Annotated in this window: 25 protein-coding genes and 1 tRNA gene; all 26 read right to left on the bottom strand. The window is 43.8% G+C overall.

Annotated elements, in window-relative coordinates; all coding sequences use genetic code 11:
- Position 1 precedes the first annotated feature (1 nt).
- The gene (locus ABNS49_RS06690; protein ID WP_290148266.1) at positions 2-832 is read right to left on the bottom strand and encodes a class C sortase; all 831 of its coding nucleotides are present in this window, start codon (positions 830-832) and stop codon (positions 2-4) included.
- Positions 833-852: 20 nt separating this feature from the next.
- Entirely contained in the window at positions 853-2,703 is a 1,851-nt protein-coding gene (locus tag ABNS49_RS06685) for an isopeptide-forming domain-containing fimbrial protein (RefSeq protein WP_290148265.1), read from the bottom strand.
- Between the two features lie 66 nt (positions 2,704-2,769).
- Complete coding sequence (locus ABNS49_RS06680) at positions 2,770-5,625, bottom strand: SpaA isopeptide-forming pilin-related protein (RefSeq protein WP_290148263.1); 2,856 nt, start codon at positions 5,623-5,625, stop codon at positions 2,770-2,772.
- A 265-nt stretch (positions 5,626-5,890) separates the two neighbouring features.
- A complete protein-coding gene (locus ABNS49_RS06675) occupies positions 5,891-6,970 on the bottom strand; it encodes a hypothetical protein (protein ID WP_290148261.1) in 1,080 nt (359 codons plus the stop codon).
- Between the two features lie 36 nt (positions 6,971-7,006).
- Entirely contained in the window at positions 7,007-8,095 is a 1,089-nt protein-coding gene (locus tag ABNS49_RS06670) for a hypothetical protein (protein ID WP_348688102.1), read from the bottom strand.
- Between the two features lie 66 nt (positions 8,096-8,161).
- The gene (locus ABNS49_RS06665) at positions 8,162-8,590 is read right to left on the bottom strand and encodes a single-stranded DNA-binding protein (protein ID WP_290148259.1); all 429 of its coding nucleotides are present in this window, start codon (positions 8,588-8,590) and stop codon (positions 8,162-8,164) included.
- A 13-nt stretch (positions 8,591-8,603) separates the two neighbouring features.
- Positions 8,604-9,494: an AAA family ATPase gene (locus ABNS49_RS06660; protein ID WP_290148257.1), complete on the bottom strand. Its 891-nt coding sequence runs from the start codon at positions 9,492-9,494 to the stop codon at positions 8,604-8,606.
- Between the two features lie 2 nt (positions 9,495-9,496).
- On the bottom strand, positions 9,497-10,300 hold the full coding sequence (locus ABNS49_RS06655; RefSeq protein ID WP_290148256.1) for a ParB N-terminal domain-containing protein: 804 nt from the start codon (positions 10,298-10,300) through the stop codon (positions 9,497-9,499).
- Entirely contained in the window at positions 10,267-10,416 is a 150-nt protein-coding gene (locus ABNS49_RS06650) for a hypothetical protein (protein WP_290148254.1), read from the bottom strand. Before ABNS49_RS06650 ends, ABNS49_RS06655 begins: the two co-directional genes overlap by 34 nt.
- Positions 10,417-10,555: 139 nt before the next feature.
- Positions 10,556-10,720: a hypothetical protein gene (locus ABNS49_RS06645; RefSeq protein WP_290148252.1), complete on the bottom strand. Its 165-nt coding sequence runs from the start codon at positions 10,718-10,720 to the stop codon at positions 10,556-10,558.
- Positions 10,717-12,318: a relaxase/mobilization nuclease domain-containing protein gene (locus tag ABNS49_RS06640; protein WP_290148249.1), complete on the bottom strand. Its 1,602-nt coding sequence runs from the start codon at positions 12,316-12,318 to the stop codon at positions 10,717-10,719. The genes ABNS49_RS06645 and ABNS49_RS06640 overlap by 4 nt, the downstream gene beginning before the upstream one ends.
- Entirely contained in the window at positions 12,306-12,773 is a 468-nt protein-coding gene (locus ABNS49_RS06635) for a hypothetical protein (RefSeq protein ID WP_290148248.1), read from the bottom strand. The genes ABNS49_RS06640 and ABNS49_RS06635 overlap by 13 nt, the downstream gene beginning before the upstream one ends.
- Before the next feature lie 418 nt (positions 12,774-13,191).
- Complete coding sequence (locus tag ABNS49_RS06630; RefSeq protein ID WP_289183917.1) at positions 13,192-14,052, bottom strand: Rpn family recombination-promoting nuclease/putative transposase; 861 nt, start codon at positions 14,050-14,052, stop codon at positions 13,192-13,194.
- A gap of 65 nt (positions 14,053-14,117) precedes the next feature.
- A complete protein-coding gene (locus ABNS49_RS06625) occupies positions 14,118-14,612 on the bottom strand; it encodes a hypothetical protein (RefSeq protein ID WP_289183918.1) in 495 nt (164 codons plus the stop codon).
- A gap of 256 nt (positions 14,613-14,868) precedes the next feature.
- On the bottom strand, positions 14,869-15,558 hold the full coding sequence (locus ABNS49_RS06620) for a hypothetical protein (protein ID WP_289183919.1): 690 nt from the start codon (positions 15,556-15,558) through the stop codon (positions 14,869-14,871).
- A gap of 201 nt (positions 15,559-15,759) precedes the next feature.
- On the bottom strand, positions 15,760-16,008 hold the full coding sequence (locus tag ABNS49_RS06615; RefSeq protein WP_348688098.1) for a hypothetical protein: 249 nt from the start codon (positions 16,006-16,008) through the stop codon (positions 15,760-15,762).
- A 117-nt stretch (positions 16,009-16,125) separates the two neighbouring features.
- Complete coding sequence (gene tnpB, locus ABNS49_RS06610; protein WP_348688096.1) at positions 16,126-17,229, bottom strand: IS200/IS605 family element RNA-guided endonuclease TnpB; 1,104 nt, start codon at positions 17,227-17,229, stop codon at positions 16,126-16,128.
- 526 nt (positions 17,230-17,755) lie between these two features.
- The gene (locus ABNS49_RS06605) at positions 17,756-18,265 is read right to left on the bottom strand and encodes a hypothetical protein (protein WP_289183921.1); all 510 of its coding nucleotides are present in this window, start codon (positions 18,263-18,265) and stop codon (positions 17,756-17,758) included.
- 21 nt (positions 18,266-18,286) lie between these two features.
- A complete protein-coding gene (locus ABNS49_RS06600; protein ID WP_289183922.1) occupies positions 18,287-18,502 on the bottom strand; it encodes a hypothetical protein in 216 nt (71 codons plus the stop codon).
- Positions 18,503-18,517: 15 nt separating this feature from the next.
- The gene (locus ABNS49_RS06595; protein ID WP_289183923.1) at positions 18,518-18,802 is read right to left on the bottom strand and encodes a hypothetical protein; all 285 of its coding nucleotides are present in this window, start codon (positions 18,800-18,802) and stop codon (positions 18,518-18,520) included.
- Positions 18,777-18,974, bottom strand: a complete 198-nt coding sequence (locus tag ABNS49_RS06590) for a hypothetical protein (protein ID WP_289183924.1) — start codon at positions 18,972-18,974, stop codon at positions 18,777-18,779. Before ABNS49_RS06590 ends, ABNS49_RS06595 begins: the two co-directional genes overlap by 26 nt.
- Positions 18,958-19,179, bottom strand: coding sequence for a hypothetical protein (locus ABNS49_RS06585; protein ID WP_289183925.1), 222 nt, complete (start codon positions 19,177-19,179; stop codon positions 18,958-18,960). The genes ABNS49_RS06590 and ABNS49_RS06585 overlap by 17 nt, the downstream gene beginning before the upstream one ends.
- A 167-nt stretch (positions 19,180-19,346) precedes the next feature.
- Positions 19,347-20,783 (bottom strand): hypothetical protein, encoded by a 1,437-nt coding sequence (locus ABNS49_RS06580; protein WP_289183926.1) that lies wholly within the window; start codon positions 20,781-20,783, stop codon positions 19,347-19,349.
- Positions 20,773-21,552: a hypothetical protein gene (locus tag ABNS49_RS06575; protein ID WP_289183927.1), complete on the bottom strand. Its 780-nt coding sequence runs from the start codon at positions 21,550-21,552 to the stop codon at positions 20,773-20,775. Before ABNS49_RS06575 ends, ABNS49_RS06580 begins: the two co-directional genes overlap by 11 nt.
- Before the next feature lie 136 nt (positions 21,553-21,688).
- Positions 21,689-21,777, bottom strand: a tRNA-Ser gene (locus tag ABNS49_RS06570).
- A 90-nt stretch (positions 21,778-21,867) separates the two neighbouring features.
- Positions 21,868-23,100 (bottom strand): MFS transporter, encoded by a 1,233-nt coding sequence (locus tag ABNS49_RS06565; protein ID WP_135979135.1) that lies wholly within the window; start codon positions 23,098-23,100, stop codon positions 21,868-21,870.
- Positions 23,101-23,169 lie beyond the last annotated feature (69 nt).

The following is a 23,169-nucleotide window of genomic DNA, read 5'->3' as shown; positions in this document are numbered from 1 at the left end:
TTTATTTCTTTCTCCTTATAAATTTTTTTAAATTTGGCCAGGCCGCGACGCCGATAAACGCGAACGGCAGGACTGCAAAGACGATCTCGCGCAAGCTCATCGTACCAGGGACAATCGCATCCTTTTCCAATGCCTGATACGGTACACGCTCCCCGGTGACAAGCAAGCGATGGGTATTGAGTCCATACGGCGTGCACGTAATTAGGGTTACTAAATCCTTGCCGGCTTGCGTGTCCAGCGTATCCATCTCTTCCGGCTCGATGACTTCGATCTTACTTACTTTGTAAGCAAGCGTTTCATCGCCAGTCGTGATATAAAAGAGATCACCTTTTACCAGCTCGTCCAGCCGTGTAAACAGCTTACTGTTCGGCAACCCTCGGTGGCCAGTCAGAATCGACCTGGAAGACTCGCCGCCCACTGGCAAGGATGTCCCCTGCAGATGACCAACGCCGATTTTCAAAATCTCTTCGGACGTGCCATGATAGATTGGTAAATCGACATTGATCTTTGGAATTTCGATCCTGGCCATGACGTCCGAATCGCCAAACTTAAGTTGATCATTGTAATTTTGGTCACTGTAAAAGTCCGCATCGACGCGCCCTACAATGGCTCCTCGAGCTTGCCAGAGCAGATCATTGTATTCTCTGGCTTCCTTCATGATCGTATCGACGTCGACCGGGTCTGCGGATTCGACCGCCCGCGAAAAAGTCGAAATCGTGTCCTTTTGGATGTACGATTCATAGATCGACGCCACGAGCGGATACGAGCAGCAAATGATCCCTACGATCCATACGACCGTCCAGAAGTGGTTCTTCTTTCCAGATTTCTTCATCGTTTAAAGGGAAACGCTATTTAATCAGCGTTTTCATCCTTTCTGTTTTTTCTCGATTTAATAAATCCGAGGCCCGCTAATCCGGCGCCAGTGCCAATCAGCATGATCGTCGCGCTCGATCCGGTCACCGGCAGGCGCGATCCAACCTGGTTCACGACTGTTAGCTGCGCGGAGCCGGAAGTCACGTCTGTCGCCAATGCGTCCGTCGACTCATTTGCGCTACCATTCAAGAACGTCTTCACGTGTGCGGCTGCTTTGAGATCTTTCAAAATCTTATCCGTCGCACCCTCTCCGGCAACGTAGCTGTCGCGGTCCGTCGTAAAACTCGGCGTGACCGTGATTTCGATTGGATCGAGCAGCGGCCGGTATCCGTCCGGCGCCTGCGTCTCTTTCAGCCAGTACGTGCCCTGGTCAAGCCCCAAGATGTTAAATACGCCATCGGTGTTAGAAACCATTTCCACGGCTTCATCCGGCGCCGTACCGCCTGTATGATCATCGCCGCCCACCGCATCACGGTTGATGACGATGTATCCGTCTTTCGACTCTTTCAAATAAACTTCGTTTTTACATTCTGCGTCCGAATAAAGGCGGAAATGTGCACCCTCGAGCGTCTTGTCGTAGTTATTGACTTTTAATCCCTCTACCTTGTACGTAAAGCATACAGTCGGATCCCACGGCGTGAAGCCGGTTTCGCCGGTACCGTTGCTGTCCGGGTTGTTCGAGAACTCAAGACGGACCTGGTTTTCGAATCCAGGACGGCCCGTCTGCGTCGCTGCGTTGTCATTCAGTTTGGCATCGTAGCGCACAAGGATGTCCTGGCCATATACGTTGTGGCCATTTCCATCCAAGCCTTCCGGGAACTCGCGGTCGACGATTGCCTTTAGATCAGCAATATTGATCTGGAACGTGTTGCCGTTCAGGCCTTCCTGGATCACAAACTCACCCGATTTCAGCGTGTACGTCTTTTTGCCACTTGTAATTTGAATCTGCACGCTTTCCGGTTTGAAAGTCAATGCCGAATCCATCTTGTCATGGAAAGCGAAGAAGTACGAGTGGTAGCCGTTCATGTTTGGCACGCGCGTTTCATACTTATATGGTACTGTTTGGCCTATTTCGAAATCGCCGATGTCGTTCCATCCGGTTTGATTGTCGTCCTCGTCAATCTTTTTCGTGATCTCCGGATAGTCGGATTTGATGTTTACAGCTGCACCCGGATTAGCTGTCGTTACCATGATCAGCGACGCTGCGGAGTGGCCGTTGTTGTTTGGTACGTTGTGTTCGTCGATGATGTAGTAGCCATAGTCGAGGCCATCAATGGTGATCCCGCCATCGCTCCGGGTGTCCGTCACGCTTACAACGGTTCCCGTCATGGTTTGTTTTTCCATCTCGTTCCGCAGCTCTTCAATAAAATACCGGAAGTCCGAATAATGGCCTTCGATCACTTGGTCGGCATCTGCTCCCTCTACAACGTTGTTGTTGAGAGACTGGATATAGTCGATGACCTGGTACTCTTTCACGTCAGCTGCTGCCACGTTGATTTTCGGCCCTACAACGGCTTGCAATGCGGCCTTGTAAGCCGGATTCCACTTGTAGTCGATTGATTCCCCACCGGCCGCGTTTTGCGCGTCAAAGAGCTTGTAAACACTGAATTCTTTTCCTTTCAGCGTTTGGCCAGAATTGGCATTGATCTGGATCGACGCCGATCCGGATCCAAGACGGGCCACACCAGCAGGAGTAGGTGTCTTGGTTGCAGCCAGCTGGACTTCCTGGGCCATGACAGGCGATGAGGCGACGATACCACTGCCAAGCAGTGCAGATAGAGTTAAGCTCGACATTGCAAACGTTCGATAAATTCTTTTTCTGATATTCATGTTTTTCCTTTCAATATATGTAAAAAAGCCAAAGAGCTATTTCTCCTTGGCTTTCATTAAAAATGTTTAGTCAGTATTCTTTGCGAAACGTTTCCGCAGCGCAAAGAGGCAAAGCAACGATGCTCCAACAAGCATCAAGATAAGCGTTGTGTTCGATCCGGTCTCCGGAAGTTTTCCGGAAATATAGTTGATCACCGTGATCGCCACGACTTTCGTTCCATTCTCGTCTTCGAGGTGGACCGATCCCTCCGTGTTGGTCACCGTGTATTTTTGACCATCTACAAAGAAATCATAAATCCCTTCGGTTGGCGTAAACTCGGTGCGCAGCTCGTACACGTGCACGTTCCCTTTCGAATCGACCGGGATTCGGTATCCAGCTGGCGCTTTTGTTTCTTTGAAGTAGTACGTTTGTCTATCTTTCAAATTATCGAAAACCAGGATACCCGTTTCGTTTGTCGTCAGTGTTTCGATTGCTTTCGTGCATTCTTTATCCTCATAAATCGTAAATTCCGCACCCGGCAAAATAGCGTCTTTGTCGTTGATCTTAATCAATTTCAGTTTGTAGTCGTCCAATTCTTCATTCACCTGCAAAGTAAAGGACGGGCTTTTGCTGCGGCCAGGCTTCCACTCGATGTTTTTGTCCGCGAGGTCCGTATTCATTTCGATACCATTTTCAAAAACGGTAAAAGTGATCTCATGCGGGTTTTCAATGTATCCATCGCTGGCCACTTTTTCTTTGATCTTGTGCGTACCATGCGCCAATCCGACAAATTTAATGTTTCCGTCTTTGTCCGTCGTCACGTCCTCTGTCGATCCATCCGGCAAAGTATGAGTAAAGATCGTTCCCTCGATTGGCTTATCTGTACCAATTTGGACTTTATTCAAGATCAGCTCGTTTGGCTGCTCTTTAACCGTTGGCTCGTTGTAAGTATGCACATCTTCCACGCCCCCACTAGCCGTAATGGTCCTTACAAAAATTTCATTGTTGATATAGTATCCATGCGGAGCTTTCGTCTCCTGGATGGTTAAAGTTCCGAGTGGTAAAGTAGGAACATCTTTACTATTAAGATAGAATGGATCTCCTGATACTTTATAAGCATCAGTCAATCGAATTTTTCCGCTTTTATCAGTTCTCATAACCCATGTCCGAGTTGCTTTTCCTGATGTGTTTGGATTGGATCCAGCAAAGAATTTAATAGTAAATTCTGCTCCTTCTAATGTTCCTGATCCTTGTGGCTTATTTTGGTTAGTCAAACGATCGACTTTTCCAAGTAAAATGTTGATTGGATCCGATTGCGGAATATCAACCAATTCATTTTTAGAGCCGTAGGTTGTCGTCTCCCCAGCTTTGATTTGAATCGTATGCACTTTCGGATCTAGCGCGTATCCCTTCGGCGCTTTCAGCTCTTTGAGGTAGTACGTCCCCGCGTCAAATCCGTCTTTATCAGCCCAGCCATTGTCGTCCGTGCTGAATTTGTATACGAGGTTCGTGCATTTTGCATCGCTATATAGACCGTACTCGGCACCTTCCAAGCTATAACAATCATTACCGTTTGTGATTGTCGTATTCGCCGATTTTTTGCGCAAATGCAGGTTTCCTTGCGGCTTCCAATTTCCATATACAAGCGGCTGCTTATCTGTCCATTGCCCAGCCCAGTTCGTTCCCTGCCCAGGAACATCAACCATATAGGCAACATACCCTTGAGGGTCTGGTTTGGATTGAACTTCATTGTAAAGATTCCCGATCCATCCATTCCAATGATAGCCACCAACGGCTGCTTTACCGACTGAATTACCAGTTAAAGCTACCGAAACAAAATCGTTTGTCGCTACGATTTGTTGTTCCAACGTCAATCCTTTGGAGTCTAAGATATTTTGCGGACCACCATAGGCATAATAAAGCGCCTTTCTTAGAGCGGCATTATCCACAATTCTTGGATCCGATGTACCGTTTCCAACTGCTGGCGATGCTAGCATACCATTTCCACAGAATGCTAGATGATTATTGGATAATCGCCATAACCCGTTATCAATGTATCCGACACCCCATTTTGCCGAGAAAAGTGCATAGTCGATTACCGACATAGCTTTCGGGTTTATGGACTCCACTTCAACTGTGGCCATTTCTTGAGATTTTAACTTGTATTCTTTTGTCTTCGTACGATCTACAAGCCACCCTCGATCAAAGTTCAGCATTTGAGATGAATGATTCGCATAGAAATCTTCATTCATAAAATAATCGCCAGTTGCGTAAGCCCCTAGCCCTAATTTCTCAACGATTTCTTTACGCAGTTCTTTGTAAGGATCTACGATTCCTTTTGCATAATCATCAAGGATTTTTTCATCCTCTTCAGATACTTTCCAATTCTCATAATTGATTGTAATTTCTTTGCTGATTACAACTTCTTCCGTCGATGCATTTTCACCATCAATCTGTTCTTGTTTTGGTTGTTCTACGGGTTTTTCTTCTCCCTGATCTGGTGATTCATCTTTGGAATCTTGCGTTTCCGCATCACGTTTTGCGATTTCTTCATTGGCCGCTTTGTCAAAAGTTACTTTGATTTCTGTATCTTCTTCGAGTTTGATTTCAAAATCGAATTCTGCCTTTGCTTCTTCAATCTTTTTGTCTTCATCATTGATTTGCACACTCGATACCACCGTATCAGTACCTACGCAGTCAATAACCAGTTTTTTGCCCTTAGTGTATGTCGCTTCTAATGGCTCTTCTTGCAAAGCAAATTCGATTTTTTCACCTTCGATATCTTTTACCGCGACCGATCCGTCTCCCACTACCGATACTTTTAATGTTGTATTCGATTCTTCATTGGCGAGCAGTGGCAAGGTCGATGTCGGCATGATCGTGCCGAGTACGACGGCAAAAGTCATTGCGACCGATGATACTTTTTTTAATAATGAATTCATCCTTTTCTCCTTTCAAAAAAAGCGGATCAGTTTGATCCGCAAATGGTTATTCAATTTTTAGTTTATCCCTCCTTCAGCACGGACTTACATGAACTGTTTTAGCTCAATGCCATGAGATAGAAAAAAGAGCGAAAATCATAGATTTATTTGATTTTCGCTCTTTGTGGTTTTTGATTTATTATTTACGCAAAAGTTAGTTTCGATAACCTTAACTACACTTTCGCAAGTATGAGAATATCACACCCCCAAAAGGGGGCGCAAGTTTTTATTTATCTTTGGTAGCGCCGCAGCTGCACTTATATCCAGTTAGAACCTTTTCGGTCCATGCAGGTTTATCAATGACATAACGTGTTCCGTACTCGGCTGGATGCTGAATGGTTTGAGTCCCAACTTGTACTTGAACTGGAGAATCAGTATAACTTCCTTTTCCTCCATTTTCCATTTCTTCAAAAATATGATCCCAAATCATTTCATAAGGAAATTCTTGGTGACAATCATTACAGATATATTTTGTCTGCCACTCATAAATCGGTACATACTCCGTCCAGGCTTCACGGATCACGTACTGCTCATTATGGCCAATCTCCGCGTGCTGGACTGTCTTGTACTGTGCTTCCCAATTATGCGTGTGGGCTGCTGGTTTGTTCGGTGTTGTATTCGGCTTAGTCGTTGTGCCGGCATTCGTTGTTGGTTTTGAATCGGTAGTACCATTGTTTGTATCCGGTTTTGTGGACGTACTCGGTTTCGATTCCCCTGTATCCGGTTTAGTTTCGGGCTTTTTATCCTCGTCCGCCGGTTTCGACTCTTCCTCTTTTTTGTCTTCTTCCGGTTTGGCCACTTCGCTTTGCTCCGGCTTTTTTGTTTCTTCCTCGGTCTTGTCTTCTTCGAAGTCTTCTTTGCTGATGGCGTCGCCGCCGGCCTTCTTATCTTCCTCGACCTCTTCCGGCGTCATAATTTGTACTGGGACTTTTTCGGTGATCTCAACGCTGGTTTGCTCTTGATCCTTTTTATCTTCTTGTGGAAGGTTTGCCTGGATCGTATAGATTGCCTCATACGTGCCTGGTTTATTCCACTCTACTTTCGAATCGTTTACTTTTACTTCTTTGATAATTTCCTTGTCGTATTCCAGATAGTGCGTAAGGACTTCCGGATCAATTCCCTGCTCGACTTTGAATTTTTCCCTCATGCCTTTGATTGCACTCAAGACGGCCTTTTTTGACGTCTCTGTGCTCTCTTTGACCATCGGAGTAGTATTTATAGCACCCGGCGTATTTTGCGCCGCAGCGCACCCGGAAAAGAGGAGGACGGCCGCCATTGCGGCCATCCAGTAATTTGTTTTCTTCATACAATTTCCCTTTTTCTTCTTTATGGTATTTCTAGACTATCTATTCTTCGTTGCGCCGCAACTGCACTTATATCCAGTTAGAACCTTTTCGGTCCATGCAGGTTTGTCCACAACGTAACGCGTTCCGTATTCGGCTGGATGTTCCACCGAAATCGTTCCAATTTGAATCTGGATAAAATCTGAATACCATCCACTTTTCTCTCCAGCAAATAAATGTTGTTCTGCATGACTATCTCTTTGATCTTCAGACCAATCTGTAATATCCGCCCCACAACCACTACAAATCATTCGTTCATCCAATCCATAGTTTGGTACGTACTCCGTCCAGGCTTCACGGATCACGTACTGCTCATTATGACCAATTTCCGCATGCTGTACTGTCTTGTACTGTGCTTCCCAATTATGCGTGTGGGCTGCTGGTTTATTTGGCGTCGTATTCGGCTTAGTCGTTGTGCCGGCATTCGTTGTTGGTTTTGAATCGGTAGTACCATTGTTTGTATCCGGTTTTGTGGACGTACTCGGTTTCGATTCCCCTGTATCCGGTTTAGTTTCGGGCTTTTTATCCTCGTCCGCCGGTTTCGACTCTTCCTCTTTTTTGTCTTCTTCCGGTTTGGCCACTTCGCTTTGCTCCGGCTTTTTTGTTTCTTCCTCGGTCTTGTCTTCTTCGAAGTCTTCTTTGCTGATGGCGTCGCCGCCGGTCTTCTTATCCTCTTCGACCTCTTCCGGTGTCATGATCTGTACCGGGACTTTTTCGGTGATTTCAACACTGGCTTGTTCTCGATCCTTTTTATCTTCTTGTGGAAAGTTTGCCTGGATCGTATAGATTGCCTCATACGTGCCTGGCTTATCCCACTGCACTTTCGAGTCATCAACTTTTACTTCTTTAATGATTTCCTTATCGTACTCTAGATAATGCGTAAGGACTTCCGGATCAATTCCCTGCTCGACTTTGAATTTTTCCTTCATTCCTTTGATTGCGCTCAAGACGGCCTTTTTAGACGTCTCTGCGCTCTCTTTGACCATCGGAGTAGTCTTTATAGCACCCGGCGTATTTTGCGCCGCAGCGCATCCGGAAAAGAGGAGGACGGCTGCCATTGCGGCCGTCCAGTAATTTGTTTTCTTCATACAATTTCCCTTTCTTCTTTATGAATTGATTATATATTTTATATAACATTTTGTCATTACAAAAGTTTAGATGTGCGGGAGATTATCTCCGGCATAGTATAGATCTTGTGGGGCTTGCGACTTTTTATCTTCCTGTTGCGGCGTGGTGTTACTGCGAGCTGGTACAAATTCGAATTTTTCCACATTCAAATTCATCGTCTGGATTTTCTTTTCGCGAATTTCACCCGTCTTTGGATCGACGGCTTTGATTGGATATTGGGATGACGCCATCCATCCGGATAAGATCAATGGATCGCCCTTTTTAACGTATTTGGCCAGCTGCTCCGCCGCAGCGCCGTACACGGTGAACGGGATATAATCGTATCCGTATTTCCCGTCTGTTCCCTTGAACGTTCGGCGAACGTTCAAAGAATTTTGCAAATACACTTTCCCGTACTGGGTTTGCTTTACTTCCATTTCGAAGGCTACATAGCCTAAATATGTTGCTTGATTCATGTCTTTTCCCTCCCTATTTCTGATTCAAAACTTCATACACAAATCTTTGATAATCCTGCGCGACCGGCGTGTTTGGATAACGATCCAGAACGGTCTGTTGATTCAAACTGGCGTCGGCGATCGGCTTCGCCTGGTACCGGATCACGGTATCGAATACGGCGTCCTGGAACGTATCTTTGAGCGCCTGTACCCATGCGCAGTCGATCCCGTTCCGGTTCTTCATCGTCACGAGCAGCTTCACGTCAAAATCCAGTTCTTCCTCATTCAGGATCGAGTAGCAACTGTTCAATGTGCTGTACGTTCCTTCCAGTCCGCCACGGTCAATCTTCGTCGGAATGATGACCAAATCCCCTTCTTTATAGCAAGCTGTCAAGCTATTGAGCGTGAGGCTGTTTTCAAAAGGCTGGTTGTCGATAATGATGTAGTCGTATTCGTTTTCGATTTGTTTGAATGCTTTTCTTAAGACGCTTAGCGCGCCGGCCAGCTTGCTTTTCAGCTTCAAATCGGATGTGGCCAGCTTGTGGGATGCCGGCAGAAGATCCAAGTTTTCATATTTCGTCGACCGGATTGCTTCTTTGATTCCCGTCGTACCCTCGATCACGTCGTGCACATCCGCTTCAAAATCGTTTTTATTCACGTATTCCTCAAGCGCTTTAAAAGCGGCCAGGAAAGAGTCGATCCCTTCGTCTAAGTAGCGGGCATAGGCCTCTTTATATTGTTCGGCGCTTTTGGCCGTCAAATCTTTCGAAAGACCCATTAAAATCGAAGTGCTGTTGGACTGCGGGTCCATGTCGGCGAGTAAAACTTTTTTGCCGGCGACTGCTAATCCGTAGGCTAAATTCAAGCAAGACGTGGTCTTGCCGTCTCCGCCCTTATTGGAGACCATCGCGATAATCTTTGCCATAGTTATTCATTCCCTTTCTCATTTTCATTCAAATACTCTTGGATTTGTTGCACTTGTTGGGTAAAGCCGAGCTGGTCGAAAGCGGTCATCACTTCTTGGAGCGATCCGCACTTGATGGAGATCGTCATCTTTTTGTTGATCGAGATCATGCCACCGCTTTGCTCTTTTACCTCACGACTCAAATCTTTCAGGAAGGCTTGCAGCTGCTCGTCGTCTTTGGACTCGACCGGCGCCGCTTCGGGATCTTGACCTTTCGCTTCTTCGGCCTTGACCATATCCATCTGCGCCAATGTGAGATAATTTTGAATCTGCCGAGCGCTGACACCGATATTTTTTCCGGCCCATTCGACGAATCGGCCTTGCGCCGTCCCGTTGCGTTTCATCTCTTCCCAAACCTTTTGCAAAGCTTTGACTTCCAGGCAGCGAATCTCTTTGGATTTGGTCCGCTGCGCGTTTCCTCGAATCAGTCGAAGCATTTCATCCTCTGGCGATTCCGGCGCCTCTTCGATTTTCGCCTGGATCATCCCGTCCGATTTGCCAAGATCAAGGAGCTTTTTCATCGCTTTAAAACGACGTTCGCCCGAAAGAAGTGTATACTCTTTTCCATCTTCTTCGCGAGGATCGAGATACACCAGGATGTTGGCATCCTGACCGTTTTCTTCCAGCAAATCAGCCATTTGGTCAATGGCTTCCTCTTCAAAATCGGTTTGCGCGTAAAAGTTGTTCGCGTTGATCCGGATTTTTTCGATTGGAATTTTCCGGAACCCCCGGCTCATCGCGTCCTGTACTGAATTTCTAAATCCCATATCTTCTTTTCCTCCTGCTCTTCTTTCATGGCGTCCAAGAATTTAATCAATTCCTGATCGTTTGCATTGATGAATACGCCTGATTCTTCATCTTCGCAATTCTTTCTTTTTATCATATCATTCTCCCTTTTCTTTTGCCCTCGGCTCACTTTCTTCAAGGCACAGCTTGCTGTGCAACATAAACCATAAAATCAAAAATTACCATAGCCCCTGCTTTTGCAGGGGCCGGGCCTCCCAATTTTGGCTAAAAACCTGTCAAGCACTTTCTTCATTTTTTTCGTCAATTTGGTGAATTTCCTGCATCAAAATTTGACGAAGCATTTCCAGTTCTTCGATCTCTTTTTTCAATTTTTTGCTTTTCGAATTACGTCCCATCGAATATCCCAGCAATACAGCCACAATCACCATGACTAGAATCATCGTACCACTTCCTTTCTTTCTGCTTTTCTTTTTTCATATTTTTCAAATCGGTCCAAATCCATAAGCGACTTATTGATGTATCCCATTTCCTGGATCAAATGATTTCTCGTCTGGATCAATGGATCTAAATTTTCTTTGATGTATCTCTCGACAAATTCCGGTTCAGTTCCTTCGGTATGTTCGATTAAATCGACTTCCATTTTGGCCACTTTCTTTTCTAGCTGCTCGATCAAATCTGAAACTGTTTTGATTTCCTTTTGCAATTTCTCCTTGCTTTCCATCAATCCTGGACGGCTCTTCATTTCTTTGCGCATCGCTCTTTCCCATTCGATCATTTGCCAGGACGTTTCCGCGCGATCTCGAATATAGCTTAAATACCAGTCGCGATCCTGCCACGGATCCCGATGCCATTTTGCAAATTTGACATCCGCGTTTTTATAGATTGCTTTACGGCCGTTCTCGATTTTTTCCAAATCATCCGTCTGCAAAAAATCCAGCATTTCCGGATCCGTTTCCTGGTTTTCCTCGATTCTTTTTTTCACATTTTCCAGACTGCATTCGCCCCCTATGACATCAGAGCGTATATACTGTGTTTTCAAAAACCGCCGTCCATACGGCAGTTTCATACGCAGTCCTTGTCTTGTCCTTTTTTGATAATTGTTTTCCTGGAAATGTTCCTGGATCTCTTTGATACCGACCGTCCCCTTTACAATGGATCCGTCTTTTTCAAATCGCAGAGTCTGAAACTCTTGTTCGATTGGAAGCGTGATTGCCGCTACCTGGTCATGATAGATCCAGCGAATGCATTCCTTCGGAATCTGGATATAATTTTGGGTCCTCGGCATCCTGATCGAGTAACAACCAACCACTTTTTCCGGGCCAAATAAGACACGATTCGCCGTAAAAGAAAAAGCCGACAAATGCTCATTGGCTTCTGCCGGCAAAGTGCCATCTTCGATTCGAATGTTCATTCTTGCGAAGACTTCTTTAAATTGTTCATAGGTTGTTACCCTAGGTGCCACATAATCAATCAATTTACGGATACGCGTCTGCTGTCCATCGCCCGCATCCTCGAGCCACTCGTTATACGTGCGTGCCTTGGATTTTGGTTGAATCACTGTCAATCCATTTTCTTTACAGATCCGATCGGATACAGCTCGAAATTTTCCTAAATCGTTGCGCCAAAAAATATCCCACATCTTTCCCGTTCCCTTCTCAAAAGGATGGACGACGATATGGGCGTGTAAATGTTTCTTGTCGGTATGAACCGCTAGGACATAGGGATATTTTCCCTGGGTGATTTCATCCGCCCATTGTTTGGAGATGTCAAAAACCTGTTCTGGTACAACCGTTCCTGGTTCGAATGATTGAATGAAATGGTAAGCCTGGATCTTTGGATCTTGACCGGTTTGCGAAATACGATCTTCTCGCCATCGCTTCCAGGTTTCCGATGCGAACTCAGGCGGTCCAGATCTAGGATCACTTGAATGCGTAAGATAGCCACCTGTTGTTTTTTCCAAATCATGTTTTAGATCGAGCACATAAGCGATGGCTGTCGTCGCACTCGCCCGGATTGCCCATCCCTTTACGGTTGCCATTGATTCATTACCTGCCTTTTTAAATCCGGATCCTGATCCATCATGGCTTTGACATCCGGATAATATTCTTTTTTAGGCATTGCGCGCAGCATATCATTGAGCCGCGGGATGTATTCCTTTGAAAAGTTTTTAAATTCATTTAAGATATTGGCCGCCGTCATCGCAAGCTCTGCGTACTGCGGATTGTTTACATATAAGTTGATATCATGATGTCGTTTTGACTCCAAATTGATCTCATTCATTGCTTTGACCAGCTGGTTTAAGTTAACGCCGATCCGAGTCAACTCCATTTGCATGTCCTCGGCACTTCCCGGCACTTCATATTTGATGAAGTACGGACACAAAAGAGCGTCCTGGATCAAGGACGTCATGGGTATTCCAAAAAATTCGGCGCGCCGCCGAATCAAATTTTTCAGTTCACTTGTGCAGCGTACTTGAAAATAATCGTCTTTCATTCCATTCCCTCCTTTACACGAAAAAAGAGCGAATCTTTTCGGAATCGCTCTTACGTTTACACTTTCTGGATGATAGCATTTTAGCACGTTTCAAAAAACGACACAATACCTTTATAACATTTTTGAGATTTTTTTATTGGGGGATCGGGGTGAAACCCCGAAAATATATCGTGTCATGTAATGACACGACCCGGTCTTAAATGTAATGACACGACCCTTGCTTGCGTTTTTTAATTGGGTCTGATTGTGGGGAAATATGTGAGGCGCGTAGCGCCTCCTAAAAAAAATCATATGAACAATCAGACCCGCGCAAATTTGGGCCATTGTCAACCCGAAATGCAGACTTCTTCCCTTCCTCCTACCACCTCTTTCAAAAACAAAAAAGAAACGGCATTTTCAACTTTCTGCCGTTCCTTTTTTACATCATTTCTTTTTTTACTTTTTCAACTTCTTCGATGGGGACCTCTGCTATCTGCGCAATCGTGTCCGTTGTAAAATTTTTATTTAGCATTCTCCGGATCGTTTCCATCTTTTCTTCTTGTCGCCCCTCTTGTCGTCCTTCTTGTCGTCCTTCTTGACGTCCAGCCATCTTTTGCTCATAGCTTAATCTTTGCAAGTCCGCATTCAGATACATAAGTCCTTCCTCCTTTTCCTTTAAAAATTTTGTTCGGTTTTTTAATACATCATACTTTATTTTATTCGGGTCCTTGGCTTTAAAATCATTCATCAAGTCTTTTAATCTCCAATCCCCCTTATAATTTGCGTTGATAAAAACGATATGATGTCCGTCATCGAGTGGGATACCATCCTCATCTCTCATCATGAAATGCTGGATTGGTTTTCCATCTCCTGTCGCATCTCCTTCGCAAATAAAGATGACATAAGCCTCGACCAGTTTTTCATAATCCTCTCCACGATTTAACATGTCCGTGTCCATATTGCTCAAATAATAACGACTTCTTTTCCGAAGGTTTTCTTCTGGAACGACTTGAAATTCGATATCGTATTTGTTTCCTTCCAAATCCGTCGCTACGACATCCATTCGGGTAGTTTTCGAAACTACGTGAAATCTGATAACTTTTTGCACATCTACTTCTTCAACAATCAAGTCAGGAATGTCTAAAATCATCCGTAAAACGAATTGAGCGCCTTCCGTAAAATGCTGGAAAAAGCAGTTCATATAAAGGTCGTCAAACAAATTATAATTCTCAATGATCCGTAAGTTTTTTTCTGATATGTTTAGCATTTTTACCCCTTTTTCTAATTTCAGTATACTCAAATAGCAATCATAATTCCAATCATAAAGAAGAGAATCCGGACGCTTTTGCGTCCGGATCGCGTCGATCAAACGCGAAGTTCTACAAACTCGTATGGGAGCCGATGATTAAACCAGAAAATCGCGTTCCGTAAATCTTCACATTTCTTTGTCGCCTCTTCTTCGTCAAACGCCTCCAGGATTTCAATTCTTTTATCTAGATCGTCGATTTTTTTTTGAATCGCTTTTTTGACACTCGCAATATCAATGCACTTTCCGGATTCATCCAAAAACCCAAGGCATCCCAAATCATTTCCATGCATGGTATAAAGCGAAACGGTGGTATACCTTGCCATTGGTCCTTCGAGTATCAATAATACTTGTTTGATTTCTTTCCATGCGCGAACCTGTGTTGTGAAAGTGTAATGCTGTGGCGCCTCAAACGATTCTTCCATGAATTTTGGAAAGCGTTTATTGTAAACTTTTCCATCCCACGCATCCAATCGACTATCGTTTTTCATCGCTGTCCAGAAATCCCGCATTTCTTTGTATGCCTGTAAATAAGATTCTTTTTTTGTTGCCATTTCTATGTCCTCCCGCCGGTTTGTCGCCGGCCTCACTTTCTTCACGGACGTGGAGACTTCTTTTGTCAATGGCGGCCGCTTTTGCCGTACACTTTACCATTGATAAAAGAAGGAGCCGCGTCAAACCATAAAACATAAAAATTTTTTCTTGCCATTTTTCTTCGCGCACTTCATTTCATTTTTAACCGCCCTCTCCATAAGCCATAAAGATTATTTTTTTCCGTTTTTCATTTTCACCCATCAAAAAAGCGTGGCATCATTGCCACGTCTTCGCCATCCGTTTTGCGGTTTGATAGAGCTGATAAAATGCAGGATTTGCCTGATAAAATTCGTTTTCCGTCCCAAAAAGATTCACTAAATCGGGCAATTCATCTTCCATTTCATCAAGGAAATTTTCCACCTCTTCCTGCTCCCACTCTTCGGGTTCGATATTGAAAATCGTTTCATGATAACAATCCATCAAGCTGTTTAAATCCTCGGTCTCCAGGTCGATACGATTTGCCCATGTCCAATCAAATCCTTCCTGATACTCAATCTGAAATCTCGTATCTTCCAATCCTGTTCCGGCTCGGTGTGTAAGCGTATCTTCTTCTTTATAAAGAACCATATACCCATTTTCCGCATCCGTATAGTTTATGGTTATGCAGAACTCTTCTTGCTCTAAAGCTACTACCAAAGCGTTCTCTTTTTTCAAATAACGCTTTAAGTTAGCCATCAAGAATTCAACCGTATCCGAAAAAGTATTTCTTCCGCATCCTGAAAAATCTGCCCTTGCAATGCAGTCTTTTTCATCCTGGCGAATAGAAATATCATCATCTAAAATCAAACCATAATCCCCATAATTCCAATCTCCGGATGCATTAAACAAAGAAATTAAATTGTCGATTGTCTCTTTTTTTTCGGCTTGCATTATCACGCTTCCGAATGCATTTGATAGATTTGCCATTGTTATTTCCTCCTATGCCGGTTTATCGCCGACCCCACTTTCTTCACGGTCACAGGGACAATCAATGTCAATGGCGGCCGCTTTAGCCGTACACTTTACCATTGACATTGATTGTCCCTGTGGCAACCCATAAGGCATAAAAAAAGAGAATCAACTATATTTCGTCAACCCTCTTCTTGTTCGGTGCATACGCAGATTTTCTTACTTTTCAAGTTCCATTTCTTGCTCGGCAATCAATTCCATAAGCTGATCCAAATCTTTTTTGGATGAGATAGACCGAATGAGTTTGGTAGCCAGTGAAATAACTTGCTTATCTGTAACAAGCGATGCCATATAATCGGTTTCATTGATACACATGGTGTATGTCCGTGTACCGTTTTTCCCATTATCCTCCAGACCAAACCGCTTGATAAACCCTGTGTTTTTCAACTTTCTCAATACAACCTGCATCGTGGTGAACTACCCATTGTCTAAAGCCAATGGGCTTCCTGCTTCGCAGACCTCGCAACCTACTATCTCCACAGGCGTTAATTCGGGCTGAACCGTCCCTATTTGTATTTTATTACCTTATGCTATTTGTCTTAATCCTTCTGCTAAAATATTCTTTGCAGCATTAATATCTCTGTCATGTTTTGCTCTGCAAACAGGACATACCCATTCCCTTACTGATAAATCTTTTGTATTAGTATTTTGATATCCACAACTGGAACATATCTGGCTGCTTGCATAGAAGGTATCTATCCTGACATATTCCCTGCCATTCCATTTTGCCTTATACTCCAGCTGCCTTGTTAATTCGTACCACGACACATCTGATATTGATTTTGCCAAATGATGGTTCTTTACCATATTTCTTATCTGTAAATTTTCCGAAACTATCACTTGGTTTTCGCTGATAATTTTATGGGAAATCTTATGCAGATAATTTTTTCTGGTATTTGTTATTTTTTCATGGCATAATGCTATCTTTTTCCTGGTTTTGTAGTAATTTTGGCTTCGCTTTTCTTTATGTGCCAGCTTCCTTTGCAGCTTTGCCAGTTTCTTCTCATATTTCCTGATAATTTTTGGATTTTCGTATTTCTTCCCATCAGATGTAATACATAAATCCTTTATGCCTAAATCCAGCCCTGTATTATGACTGGTATGCTGTAGTTTCTCATGTTCCGTTTCCACAAGGATGGAAACATAATATTTTCCACTTGGAACTTGCGAAACTGTCGCTGACTTTATCTGTCCCTCAAATTCCCTATGGAGTTTTGCCTTTACTTGCTTTAACTTTGGAAGTTTTATTTTCCCATGCCCAAAATCTGCCTTTATATTTCCATTTGTGAAATTTGTAGTATAAGACTTATGGTTATCATGTTTGCTCTTGAATTTCGGATATCCTGCATGTTCCTTAAAAAATTTCTGGTATGCTGCATCCATATTGTAAATGGCATTTGTAAGGGCGAATTTGTCCACTTCCTTCAGCCACTCATATTCCTTCTTTAACTCTCTGTTGCAGAAATTATTGCAGTCTGTTTTGCTGACAGTTTTTTTCTCTTTTTCGTAAGCTTCTTTCCGGTATGACAGTGTCTGATTATAGACAAAACGGCAGCAGCCAAATGTTTTTGCTATCTGTATTTTCTGCTCATTACTCGGATAAATTCTGTATTTATATGCTTTTAACACCGGCTTTCACCGCCTTTCTAACCTTGGTTTTCTATATATGTTCTAAGCATTTCTTCTGAAACATTACCTACGCTGCATGCAAAATATCCATCAGTCCAAAAAGTATGCTCCTTCCAGAATTGTTTTCGTAAATAATTTGGATACCTTTCCCATATATGATATGTTGTGTAGCTTTTTACCAGATTTACTATTTTGCTAACAGACATCGTTGGCTCTGTTTCTATCATATAATGAATATGGTCTTTGTCTGTTTCCATATATCTGATAGTTACATTGTGTTTTTGGCATATCTCATACGAAAACTGTTTTATATCATCTGATATTTGACTTTGGCTACCTTAACCCACCGTCTAAAGCCAGTGGGATTGCGGTAGCCTTTCTTTCAAATTGTATTCTGGAAGAATTTCCGATAAGCAGTCTAGCCCTAACGGCCTAGACTGCTCCCAGAATACTCGCATAATTTCTTCTTCTTTTTTCGTCAAAGGTTTCATTTTCATGACTGTTTTTCTCCCATTTTTTTCTGATTTTAATCCTCAAATATCTTAAATTCACTAAATTCAACCGGGATAGTTTTATCCCATATTTTAATTTCATTTTGAATCTGCGCATAAATTTCAGCCACTTTTTTCGGATCAAAGTTTTTTAAAATTCCAATCCTTTTATCGAGATAGTCAATCTTTTTCTGGATCTCTTTTTTTATGCTTACAACGTCAATTCTCCCCTTTTCGTTTAAAATACATGGCCAATTCGAATCATTTTCTGTGAAAGAAAATGAAATCGAAGACGAAATATCTAAACCATCCTCCAATGATTTATCATGGCTAATACTCAAAAAAATGTGCTCGCTCTCGTAAATCGAAGTCCTAAATCTGCACCCCTCCGGCACCGAATTTTCAAAATATTTTTCAATGTATGTTAGAAAATGGTCACTATAAGGCGATTCATTCCATTCACTGAAAAATTTACTTCTTTCCATTTTTTCCCAAAAGTATCTCATATCCTCATAGGCATTTATATACGCTTCTCGTTTTGTCATTTTCTCTCTCCTCAACTCTCTTTACTCGTTGCTTTCTTCATCAACATGTTTCAAATAATATTCTTTCGAAATTTTCTGGACATCCTCTTTTGATGCACAAAACATTTTTGCGATGCGCTTTTTAAAAGTTTCAATCACTTCCGGCTCAACGTGGTCAACTACAATTTCTTCGCCGGCCTCGTCTTGCGGAACAACGGAAATATACATGCTGCCTTCTACCTCAAAATATAAAGCCATCTTTTATCCCTCCTTCTAGATTCCTTTATATATATATGCAACGAATGATATATCTCTATTCATCGCTTTTCGACCACCTGGCCCTAAATAAGGGGTTGGATCTTCCATTCCACCATTGAATATCGGGAGAATTTGAACCTTTTTATCGTACTTCAAAAATTCTTTTTCAATAGCGGAAATACCGAAGTCCTTGATCCTGGCATTGCCGATCAAGCAATTACCATTTCGATTCAAGCATTGCAACATCCAAAGCTCAACTATAGTCTTAAAACGCTTACTCTTCATAAGATTCTTGCTCATTTTTCACTCTCCAAACTACACTCTCATACAACTCCAGCGCATACTCTTCATCAATCGACTTCTTTCTTTCTTCATAATCCCGAACAATTTCTCCAATGAGCCTTGGCGTAAATCCATACGCTTCCAAACTCGCGATAAAAGCACCCATTTCTTTTCTATTTTTCAAAATCATATAAGTCTTCCTCTCTTTCTTCTATCAAATAAACGACATTACCAGTCGGACTAAACCACACTCTTCCAAACGCAAAATCGACCTCAAAAATCTCCGGCTTCTCTTCTGCCACCATGTATTTCCAAAGCTCGTTTTGTAATTTTAAAAGCTCGATCGGTTCCCGCCGAAAACAATGTTCCAAAAAATCACTCATTACGACTTCCATCTTTTGCTGCCCTCCTGCTTTCTACACAGCAAAAAAGACAGGAACTGTCAAAAAGCATATTTGACAGGGCATGGATTTTTTGGAACATAAGACATTAAAAACATTTTTTCGCCCGTGGCCGGGACATAGATAACATTAGTGTGACAAAAAATTTCCCGAGGCTCCGTCTAGGTCAGAAAACCCCAAATCGGCTGCCTCACCCCCTTTGTTCCCTCATCCCGGCTATCATTTTGATTTTGGCCAAAACGATTGGCCAGACTCCTTTTCAGTGTCTCAATCAAATGTATAAACTCCTGGATATGCGTTGAGATATACTTGCAGTCAGCCAATATCGTCTTTTTAGTGACTCCTAACTCTTTGGCCAGCGCGGCGGCTGTCATACCCTGGGCAAATCCGATCAGTATCGACTTACGGCGCTCATGGCGTGCCTGGGCGGCCTTTGTACGTCCCCGTACCAGTCCTTTCTTCCTACTCTTCTTTTTCCGCATCGACGCGCTGCGCTGCGCGCCTACCAAAAAAGATAGGTGAGCTTGTTCCTCTGCTGTAATCTCGAGCTTTTGCAGCGCTTTGGATCGGCTCGTAACGAATTGATATACCCTCGCCGGTCGACACCTTTTCAAGGCTTCTTTCTGACGCAAAGGTACACTGAAAAGACTATTCAGCCACAGTATTTTTTTGCGAATAGCTTCTTCGTCTATTTCGATTTTCTGCGCACGTTCCCAATACAGATAAAGTAAAGTTTCCCGGTACCCGGACTGGATCCCGACCTCATTGCGCAGCTGAATCAATGCAATCAGGTCTTTTTCGAAAGTGGCCAAATTCGATTTCAGTCTATTTCCTTTTCTGGCCACTTTTACTTTTTTCACACTCTGAAGCTTTTTACGCTTGTGCTCGAGCACTTGTGATCGCGTATATGGCAAAAAGATCGACGCCAAATACGGAATCGTATAGCGTACGTCTTTATGCTCAATCACCTTTACAATCCGACCGCTACGGCTATTTAAAGAACCAGGCACGCGAATCACTTGCGTCGATAGACTTGCCTTGGCATCGGCGCCAAATTCCTTTTGGGACTCTACCATGTAGCTGTAAATGGCTTTGTAAACGTCGGTACACTGATACGGCGTGTGCTCAATACAAAAAACGCAATACAGCCCCCGACCGGAGTCAATCACAAATGTTGGCTCGATCGGCAACGATGGTTGAATATGTTGCACGTACATCTCGGCCGGCGTCAAATCCGCGTACTTTTTGATCTTGTAAAAGTCGTAATCAATCGCAAAGGCGTTGAGGTGGCGAATATCCTCTTCCGTACGCTTTACAGACCAAAAACTATTGAGCGAAAAATAGACGTCTTCCTCTTCGTCTTGCTCTGCTTTTTCTACGTAATCCAGGAACCGGCTTTCGATAAAGTTCAAATCATGGAATCCGCCCATCGTGTCATCGTATTTAAGCCGCAGCACATCGACTTCATGCGTCGGTAAAAGGGCATCATTTCTTGACCACTCCTTTAAAATGGAGGCATGGCATTCCACCGTATCTTCCGGCCGGAAGGTCAGCTGCATGTTTTGGTGAATATAGCTGACAATTTCTCTAGCCTTCATGGTTAAAGCCTCCCTTCTCAATAAAGGCTTTAACCTTTTTCATGAAATTCTGGCCAAAATCAAATTTGGCCAAAAACCGCTCGATCACCTCTGCCGGCGTATCCGGATTTTGGATGCAATAGAGAGCAAAGGCAAGTAAGGACCGTCGTTTATAATCGCGTCGATCCGATCCAGGACGTTGCTGAAAAAAGTGCTCATTCGGGACATCATTGGAAAGAAGAGGAATTTTTTTCAAATGATGGTGATGGTACCCATCGACTAGTTGACGTTTCAACCGATCGACATCTTCAAGAATAACATTCAGCTTCTCATCGACTCTTTTTTGATGCCGTTTACACTTGTCCTCAAAGATTGCGGACTCCTTTCTGGAAAAATCCAGATCCGGATCCAAAGTGGCCAGATCAAGCAGCGAAAAATACAAGGCGCCCTTCACATCCTTGATTTTATATTTTCTGACCAAAAAGGACTTCGACTTTTTCAGCACGAAAAAATCATAGAGTAATTTTCTTTTTTCTTCCGGCAAAGCATTCAGCATCGCCATAGTTTCGATCAGAAAAAGTTTTTCCTGTTGCTCTCTTGTGATTCTTTCACAAATCTTACTGCCTGGATTTGTGAAAGAACGCGTGCTTTTATCATTCTCCACGCAAATAAAAGAGCTGCTATTCATTTTATGAGATAAATTATTATTCGATTCTTGTAAGATAGCGGACATTCTAGTCATCCTCCGATCCATTTTCCACACAAGCCGGTGGATCTCAAGATTTTCCATAAGAAAAGACCTCCCGGCGAACCTTTGTTTAAAGTTCGTTGGAAGGCCTTCCTTATGGAGTAGAAAATAACCGAAGTTCTTTATCTATCCAATTTTATTTTCAAATCGTATGTTATCTTTACGATTGACCTATCAATGGCGCAGTCGGTGGGATTCGAACCCACGTGCCGGTTAAGGCAACTCGATTTCGAGTCGAGCTCGTTATGGCCACTTCGATACGACTGCACTGAATTATAAGCTCATTCATTTTAGCAGATATCAAAGATCCACGCAACAAAAAAAAGAAAAACCGTAAAAGTTTTCCTCTTCCCGCCTTCAATCGCTTTTCTTTTCCAGCAAAAAGATCGGTTCGATGTGCTTCCGGTTGCGCACCAGCAAGAGTGCATACACCCCGACCAGGCCGACCGACGTCCCCGCGATCAGCAGCCGGATCGGCACGATTTCCCCCAGCGCCCCAATCGCAAGCTGGAACACCATCGTCGCCAGCGCGTATACGAACGCCACAAACGCGTTGAGCTTCGCCCGCATCGAATCAGGAATGTACGTCTGCACGCTGCTCGAACGAATCGTAATCGACGTGATCCCCAGCATCCCCACAACAAACCGGTTGACGCACATGAGCGCGAACGGCAGCCACAACAAGCAGCCGTCAAACAGGGCGTACGTCATCATGACAAAAATATAGATCGCGAACCGATAGCGCTTTTGCGGCGGAAACTTGTAGTTAAGAAGCCCGCTCAACGTCCTTCCCGCAAACTCGATTCCCGAAAACAACGAATACTTCACCATGCCAAGTCCCGGCGTTTTTGAAAAGTAGGCGATCATCAGGTTTTGCTCCCCTGACCCCGTTCCTTGCGAAATCGCGATCGACACATACATCGCCAGCAATCCTTTTTCCTGTCGCAAATAAGAAAAGCCGTTTTTTAAATCCTGCACATACGCCTTGAAATCGAACCGGCCTTCGCCGCGCCGCTCCTCCAGCCGGATCTTTTGCTCGAACATCGCCGCAATCGTCAACAAAACCGCGTACACAATGGCGATCCAGCCCACCCCAAAGCGCGTATACAACAACGAGGCGATAGGCGTCATAACCATCGTGATCGTCGGATAAATCATGGACGACACCGTATAGCCCTGCTCGTAAAAACCCTCCGGAATCAAATTCGGATACACGCTCTCGTACGCGACCTCGTACACCGACCCCGTCGTCGCGATCAGCAAGGAAAAGACGGCGTACACGCCAAACGAGAACGAAAACGACAGGCAGTACAAGCCAAACAAGGCGTACAGCGCGCCATTGAGAAAGTCGAGCCCGACGATCCACGGCATCCGCGGAAACCGGTCGAGCACGCTCGATAAAAAGACAGGCAGCACGAAGCGCGGCACAAACGAGATCGCCGCGAACAGGCCTGCCAGAAACGTCGACTGCGTCTGGTCGAACACGACAAAGGAAAGCACAAAGTTCATCGCCACCGAGCCGATGCTCGAAATGATCGTCCCCAGCGTGATAATCGTAAAATTTTTCGTCCAAAGCGTTTGTTTTTGCATGGTAATGGTCCCCCTTTTTGTCTTGGTTTTCACACCTACAGCATAAAAAATCCCAAACAAAAAGCCAAT

The sequence above is a fragment of the uncultured Dubosiella sp. genome, from assembly GCF_964018005.1.
Lineage (GTDB): Bacteria > Bacillota_I > Bacilli_A > Erysipelotrichales > Erysipelotrichaceae > Dubosiella > Dubosiella muris.
The sequence above is the reverse complement of the archived record's forward strand: the minus strand, read 5'-3'. Positions and strand labels throughout refer to the sequence as shown.